General features: G+C 38.6%; 6 protein-coding genes. All 6 read left to right on the top strand.

Going from position 1 to position 7,470, the window contains the following annotated elements; translation table 11 throughout:
• Positions 1-256 precede the first annotated feature (256 nt).
• The 6 genes from NZ519_09920 to NZ519_09895 all read left to right on the top strand — a co-directional run bounded on the left by NZ519_09920 (position 257) and on the right by NZ519_09895 (position 7,360).
• Positions 257-682 carry a thioesterase family protein gene (locus NZ519_09920; protein MCS7029069.1) on the top strand — a complete coding sequence of 142 codons (426 nt, stop codon included), beginning with the start codon at positions 257-259 and terminating at the stop codon, positions 680-682.
• Positions 670-2,940, top strand: coding sequence for an OmpA family protein (locus NZ519_09915; protein MCS7029068.1), 2,271 nt, complete (start codon positions 670-672; stop codon positions 2,938-2,940). Before NZ519_09920 ends, NZ519_09915 begins: the two co-directional genes overlap by 13 nt.
• A gap of 238 nt (positions 2,941-3,178) precedes the next feature.
• Positions 3,179-4,192 carry an aldo/keto reductase gene (locus tag NZ519_09910; protein ID MCS7029067.1) on the top strand — a complete coding sequence of 338 codons (1,014 nt, stop codon included), beginning with the start codon at positions 3,179-3,181 and terminating at the stop codon, positions 4,190-4,192.
• Positions 4,193-4,312: 120 nt separating this feature from the next.
• Positions 4,313-6,079, top strand: a complete 1,767-nt coding sequence (locus tag NZ519_09905; protein ID MCS7029066.1) for a DUF349 domain-containing protein — start codon at positions 4,313-4,315, stop codon at positions 6,077-6,079.
• Between the two features lie 65 nt (positions 6,080-6,144).
• Positions 6,145-6,678 carry a dCTP deaminase gene (dcd, locus tag NZ519_09900; GenBank protein MCS7029065.1) on the top strand — a complete coding sequence of 178 codons (534 nt, stop codon included), beginning with the start codon at positions 6,145-6,147 and terminating at the stop codon, positions 6,676-6,678.
• Between the two features lie 16 nt (positions 6,679-6,694).
• The gene (locus tag NZ519_09895) at positions 6,695-7,360 is read left to right on the top strand and encodes a NeuD/PglB/VioB family sugar acetyltransferase (protein MCS7029064.1); all 666 of its coding nucleotides are present in this window, start codon (positions 6,695-6,697) and stop codon (positions 7,358-7,360) included.
• Positions 7,361-7,470 lie beyond the last annotated feature (110 nt).

Raw genomic sequence — 7,470 nt, 5'->3', positions numbered from 1 at the left:
ATACTCCTTTGCTGTTGTTTTTGTGGTTGTGGGTGGGTTTCCTTTCCCTGGGGGGGGGGCCCCCCCCCCCCCCCCCCCCCCCCCCCCGCCCCCCCCCCCCCCCCCCGACCCTTGCGTCAGCAAGGGGCACGCCCAAAAAATAAAATCTAAAATATCATCATACAAAGAAAATGCCCTACTGTGCTATATCTTCCTCTTTTGGTCAAATTTAAACGATATGTTTTAGGTTTTGATATTCTTAGTTTAACTTTGTCTTATGGCAAGGGTTAAAATTGACTTACCTGAACACTTCTTGTTTGAATGCTATTTTGTCATACCCATAACTATGATTAACTATGGAGGACATTTAGGTAATGATAGTGTTTTAGCTATTGCACAAGAGGCACGTATTCAGTTCTTAGCCCACTATGGATATTCTGAAATGAACTTATGCGGTGTAGGTATCATAATGGCAGATGCAGCCATACAATACAAGTCAGAAGGTTTTCATGGAAATGTGTTAGAAGTTGCTTTGCAGCCCCTTAATTTTCATTCTGTCGGCTTTGATATTGTGTATAAAATTTACAATCAAACCACTCAAAAAGACCTTGCGTATGTTAAAACAGGAATAGTTTGTTTTGATTATACAAAACGAAAAATCGTCCCTTTGCCCTCCAAAATTATGCAATTATGGCACTCCTGACAGTCCAAAAATTAGATAAAAATTTTGTAGATTTGAAAAAGGTGTATAACTTGCCTTTTAATTTTGTTACATCGTTACCTAAATTTGTAAATAGTAAAGCAACCATGAGATACATATTCATCTTAATTTTTATTGTAGTTGCAACAAGAGCTCATTTTAGCCAATCTTTACAAGATGCAGATTCCTTAAATTACAGGGACCATGCTTATGCGCTAGCTATTCCTGTCTACCACGCATTTTTGAAAAAAGAACCTGGTAACGCAGAAGCATGGAAAAAGCTGGGAGATTGTTATCGTTACAACATGAACTATGACTCTGCTATTGCAGCGTACGAAAAAGCCATGTCAATTGACCCCGATGCAGGGATGAAAACAGTGCGCTTTTATTACGCCTTAATGCAAAAGGCAAAAGGAAATTATGAAAAGTCTACAAAGTATTTTCAGGAATTCCTCAATTCAGGATTTGAAAGTTATGGCTACAATGGAAAAGTTATCTACAGCAAACAACAATTAGAGGACCGCGCAAGGTTAGAAATTGAAGGTAATAAAATGGCTATGGAAGCCATGAAAAATAAAGAAAAGTTAGAAAAAAGGGTTCTCTTAAAAAACCTTGGACCTACTTTGAACTCCCCTAACTCAGATTTTGCCCCAATGTACTACCAAGACACAAGTGTGATTGTTTTTACCTCTAGCCGTGTAGGAACAAAAGATGGTGCCAAGGTCAACGGTAAGGTCATGAAAAAATATGTAGGCACAGATGAGCCCTTTTCAGACATTCATGAAGCAACGATGAAAAACGATCTAACTTTTACCGAAGTAAGTGCTAAACAATTCTACAGCATTAACTCTAAAATGAATGATGGAACCACAGCTATTTCGCCTGATGGCAAAACTTTATACATAACTATTTGTAACGGAGGTAATGGCACTATTGATGGTTGTCATATTTATCGTTGTACGCGTAAAGATACCACTAGCGAATGGGGAAAACCTGAATTAGTTAAAGAATTAGTAGTTGGATTTGATAAAAAAGGTCGCCCACTAGGATATGACACTCAACCTTGCTTAACTGCAGATGGTAAAACCCTTTACTTTGCATCTGACCGCCCTGGTTCCTACGGAGAACTAGACATTTATTACTCTACTTGGGAAGGCGATAAATGGAGTACACCAAAAAATGCTGGCCCTGTCATAAATACTATCAAAAATGATCAATTTCCCAGCTACGACAGTAACGAAGGTGTACTATACTTTGCATCCGCAGGACACATTAATTTTGGCGGGCTAGACATATTTAAAGCCAAAGGTAGCCTTGACCAATGGAGCAAACCTGAAAATATGGGCTACCCCATTAACAGCTCTGCCGAAGATGTTTGTTATGTGGTCAACCCCAAAAATCCTCGTACAGGCTTTTTAGTATCTAACCGCTCTACTCCTGATAGCTACGGTAATATGCCCGTAGGAAAAACAGACATATACTACTTTATTTACACTGTTGAACCTTACGAAGTTACTCTTACCACTTCTGTAAAAAACACAAAAGACAACACTCCAATAGGAGGTGTAGGGGGAACAGTTAAGACTAAATCAGGACTAGAATTGGGCAGAATTAGCACTGATGTGAGTGGTACTAGTAAATTAGATATTAGCAAATTCTTAAATGATAAAAAGGTAGCCCCAGGTGAGGTGATTGTGGTTCAAATCAATACAATTGACGGATTTAATCCTCCAACGCCTAGCAGCCGGGAAATTACTATTGGTCAGGAAAAAAAACAAACTCTAAGTGCCGAATTCACTATGTTGCCCATAGAAAAACCACCTGTTATTGTTAAGCAAACCATTGCTCTGCGCAACATTTACTTTGATTATGACAAGTACAATTTAAGAGAAGACGCTATCAAAACTTTGGATGAAGTAGTAGAAATTATGAAAAAATTCCCAAATGTTACCTTAATTGTGGCAGGACACACAGATGCCAACGGTCCTGAACAATACAACATTACTCTTGGACAGAACAGGGCTAAGGCCGCTATGCAGTATTTAATATCCAAAGGTATAGAAGCTAAGCGATTAACTAATCGTACCTTAGGGGAATCTATGCCCATAGCAGACAATGAGATAAACGGTAAGGACAACCCTGAGGGGCGTGCCATGAACCGCCGTGTAGAGTTCATTATTCAGGGAGATAACTACGATAAAGAGCGCTACGAAATTTATAGCAGTAACAAAGGTACAGCTACCGAAGGCAAAATAAAATAAACTTAAAACCAATAAGCCCACCTACAGGAATAGCTCATAGCAGCTATTCCTTTTTTATCTAAAGGATAGTAATTTTTATTTTTTTGGGCGTGTCCTTGTGGGCAAAAGCCCACAAGGTCGGCGTGCTTCGGGCTACGTGCGGAATGCCTCGACCCGAGCGCAGCGAGGGGCACGCCCAAAAAATCAAACTATTTTCATAACTTATACAATTTACAATAAAGTTCTATTTTTGTATCGCATGAGATACAAATTATTTGGCAACACAGGTTTAAGAGTATCCGAATTGTGCTTGGGTACAATGACCTTTGGTACAGAATGGGGCTGGGGCGCAGACTACAAAGAGTCCAAAGCACAATTTGAAACCTTTGTCAAAGCAGGAGGAAATTTTATTGACACAGCAAACCGATATACCGAAGGCACATCTGAAAAATGGTTGGGCGAATTTATACATTGGGATAGAGATAAATTTGTTATAGCCACTAAATACACATTGTACGACAGAATGTATGATGTAAATTTTTCAGGTAACCATCGCAAAAACATGATGCGTTCAGTACAAGGCAGCCTAAAACGATTAAAAACAGAATACATTGACCTTTTATGGGTACACGTATGGGATAGCACTACACCTATTGAGGAAATTATGCGCGGTTTAGATGACTTGGTCAGCAGAGGAATAGTACATTATATCGGAATTTCCGATACTCCTGCTTGGATTATTTCTCGGGCAAATATGTTAGCAGAGCTGCGCGGCTGGACTTGCTTTGCAGGTATTCAAATTGAGTACTCATTGTTGCAGCGCACAGCAGAAAGAGAACTTTTACCAATGGCAAAAGCATTAAATTTAGCCGTTACAGCATGGTCCCCTCTAGCAGGTGGTGTGCTTACAGGAAAGTATTTAAGAGGAGAACAAGGTAGAGTCATAGAAACTAGTAGCAAGCGCAGCGAAAGAAGTAACACTATTACTCGTGAAGTTGTCAAAATTGCCGAAGAGTTAGGTGTTCCTCCTTCACAAGTAGCACTCAATTGGCTACGCCAACGCAACTTACCTATCATCCCTATTATCGGCGGTAGAACTCAGCAGCACATAGAAGAAAACTTGGGATGCCTTTCATTTACCTTATCTCAAGAACATTTACAACGATTAGATGAAGTAAGCAAGATAGAGCTAGGTTTTCCACATGAGTTCTTAGCTTCTAACAATGTCAAAGATATTATGTCAGGCGGCACACATACTTGGATAGATAGGTAAATACTGCAATTGTATAATGCTCATTTTCAATACATTGTACTGCAAACGCTCACGGTTTGCAAAAAGTGTGTTTTTTATTAAAAAAACTCTTATTTTTGCACTCTGATTCTACCGTTGTACATGCAAGAGGATAATAAAACTGTGGAAATAGAGACCTTTGAAGAGTTAAAAGAGTTGAAACTCGCTATCATTGCAGAGGCACAGCAATACGTAAAGCCTACTGATTGGAAACAAGGTTCAGACAAGTTCAAAGAACTACGCAGAAAATGGAACGAACTCTGCGAGAGCGCTAAGGTTATTGTTGAAGAAGAAGACGCAAAACTGAACGAAAAGTTCAATAAACTATGCAATGCTTTCTATGAAAATAGAGAAAAACACTACGCAGAGTTAGAAGAAGAAAAGCTAAATAACGCTAAACGCAAGTCTGCGCTTATTAACGAGCTCAGGCAAATCATTTACGACGGTAAATCCATAGATTCTATCCAAAGAATAAAAAAAATACAAGAAGAGTTTAGAGAAATAGGTCCTGCCCCAGCAGGGGAAAACGAAAAACTTCAAAAAAGCTTTCAAGCTTTACTTGACCAAGTACATGCTGAAGTCAAGCTATACTATGAGCTAAAAGAGCTAGACCGAAAGAAAAATTACGAAGAAAAATTATCTTTGTGTGAACAAGCGGAAGCACTTTTGCAAGAACCAGACATAAAAGTCGCTATTCAACGCGTGCGCATTTTACATGATACTTGGCGAGAAATAGGACCTGTTCCACAACAATATAACGCATCAATTTGGGAACGCTTCAAAAAAGCTACAGATGCCATCAATGCCCGTTATGAGGAGTATATTCAGAAAATTCAGAAAGAACAACAAGAAAATTTATCTAAAAAACAAGCACTCTGCCAAGCAATCCGCACTTTTGTAGAGGGCATCAACCCCGAAGATAAAAACCTAAACTGGAAAGAACTCCAAACTAAAATAGAAGAATTTGAAAAACAATGGGAAAGCATTGGGCACGTTCCCAAAGAACAAAGCGACACAATTTGGAAAGAATACAAAGATGCCCTTAAGCTCTTCCAAACTAAACGAAAAGAGTTCCATAAAATAAGACAGCAGGAGAACTTAGCCATTATACAGCAAAAAATGGCTTTAATTGAAGCCGCCGAATCCCTCAAAGACAGCACAGATTGGGAAAAAACTGCTGAAATTCTCAAAAAATACCAAGAAGACTGGAAAACTATTCCTCTTGCAAACGAAAGAGAGCATAGAATTCTTTCAGAAAAATTTAAAGCAGCCTGCGACTACTTTTTTCAAAGGCGCAAAAGCTACTACGAAGAGTTAGAAAATCAACGTAACAAAAATCTACAAGAAAAAGAACGTATTTGCCAAGAAATAGAAAGCTTTTTAGAACAAGAACCTACCGAAGAATTAACTCAAAAAGTCAAAGAATATCAAAAACTTTGGAAAACTATTGGCGATGTACCTCTTAAATACAAGAACAAAATATGGAAACGCTTCAACACGGCTTGTGATAACTACTTTGACCACTTACGCAGCTTTAAGAAAAAAGCGCTCAAAGCTAAAAAACAAGCTGAAGCCGCTTCAAAAGAAACTAAACCAACCCTCAATGAGGCTAAAATCAACAAAAAACTCAAAGCTTTGCAGCAAGAAAAAGAGCAGCTTGAAAATAACCTCTCCTTCTTTGCCAAAGGGAAAGCAGGGGATAGCCTAAGAAGCACAGTTCAAGCCCAAATAGATAAACTAACCGAAAAAATAGAACAGCTCAAAGCAGAACTCAAAGCCATCCAAATAGCCAAAAGACAAACAGAAAAAGCAGCCACCTCTTCACAAGACAGCAGCTCAAATAACCAAACCGAAAATAAAACAGAATAAATACTGACAGTGTTTCAAAAAGGGTAGTGCTTGTTACAAGCAAGCACTATCTTTATTTTTGCAATATGATTCTAACGGATGCCCAAATTTTAGCTGAAATAGAAAAAGGTAACATAAAAATAGAACCTTTTGACCGAAACTGTTTAGGTACCAACAGCTACGATGTTCATTTAAGTAAGCATTTAGCTATATACCGAGATGAAATCTTAGACGCAAAAAAGCATAACCCTGTCATTCATTTTGAAATACCCGAAGAGGGTTACATTCTTTTACCTAATCGCTTGTATTTAGGCTCAACCATAGAATATACAGAAACTTTTAATGCTGTACCTTTTTTAGAAGGTAAAAGCTCTGTGGGCAGGCTAGGCATAGATATTCATGCCACCGCAGGTAAAGGGGATATCGGATTTTGTAACCATTGGACACTGGAAATCTCTGTAACTCAACCTGTACGAGTGTATGCAGGTATGCCTATTGGTCAGTTAATTTATTTTCGCCCGATGGGCGAAGTCTTACAGTATTATTGTAAAAAACCTACTGCTAAATATGCGGAGCGCTCCCCCTTACCCAAAGAGTCTATGATGTGGAAAAACTTTTAATTTACTCTATTGTGTTATGCAGCCCATTAAAGTAGTCATTTTAGGCGCCACAGGAAACGGTATTGATATTTTAGACACTCTTTTAGATATCAATCAAAGTTTAGGCACACAGAAGTATCAATGCTTAGGCTTTTTAGATGACAAAGATGAATTACAAGGTAAAACTATTTATGCTGATTGCAAAGTTTTAGGTAAACTAACGCATGCCTCAAATTTTGATGATGAAGTATTTTTTGCTACTGCAATAGGCAGCGCTCGCACATATTTACAAAAATCCAGCCTTCTCAAACATATTTCTCTCAATCGGTTTATTACAGTTATACATCCTACTGCGTATGTATCCAGAAGTGCGGTAATAGGTACAGGTAGTGTGATTTTACAAAATGTAACAGTTTGTAATAATGTTAGAATAGGCAATCAAGTGGTTATTTTAGCAAATACTGTAATTAACCATGATAGTGTCATAGACAGTTTTACGAATATAGCCAGCGGAGTGAGCGTATCAGGGGGAGTGCGTATTGGTCAAAATTGTTATATAGGTACAAATGTAGCCATTAAAGAAAGTGTAACCATTGGGGAGAAAAGCTTAGTAGGCATGGGCAGCAATGTTTTAGCTGATATACCTGCAAACAGTTTAGTTTGGGGCAATCCTGCAAAAATTATAGATAGAGTTGCTTTTTAGAAAACCTAAAAGACTGATATCATTTTTTTCTTTTTTTGGGCGTGCCCTTGCCCACACTTCGCTTGCGCTTGTGTGGGCAAGGTCGGCGTGCTTCGGGCTACGCTATCGCT

This window comes from Bacteroidia bacterium (assembly GCA_025056095.1).
Lineage (GTDB): Bacteria > Bacteroidota > Bacteroidia > JANWVE01 > JANWVE01 > JANWVE01.
This window is presented reverse-complemented; position numbering and strand designations above follow the sequence as displayed.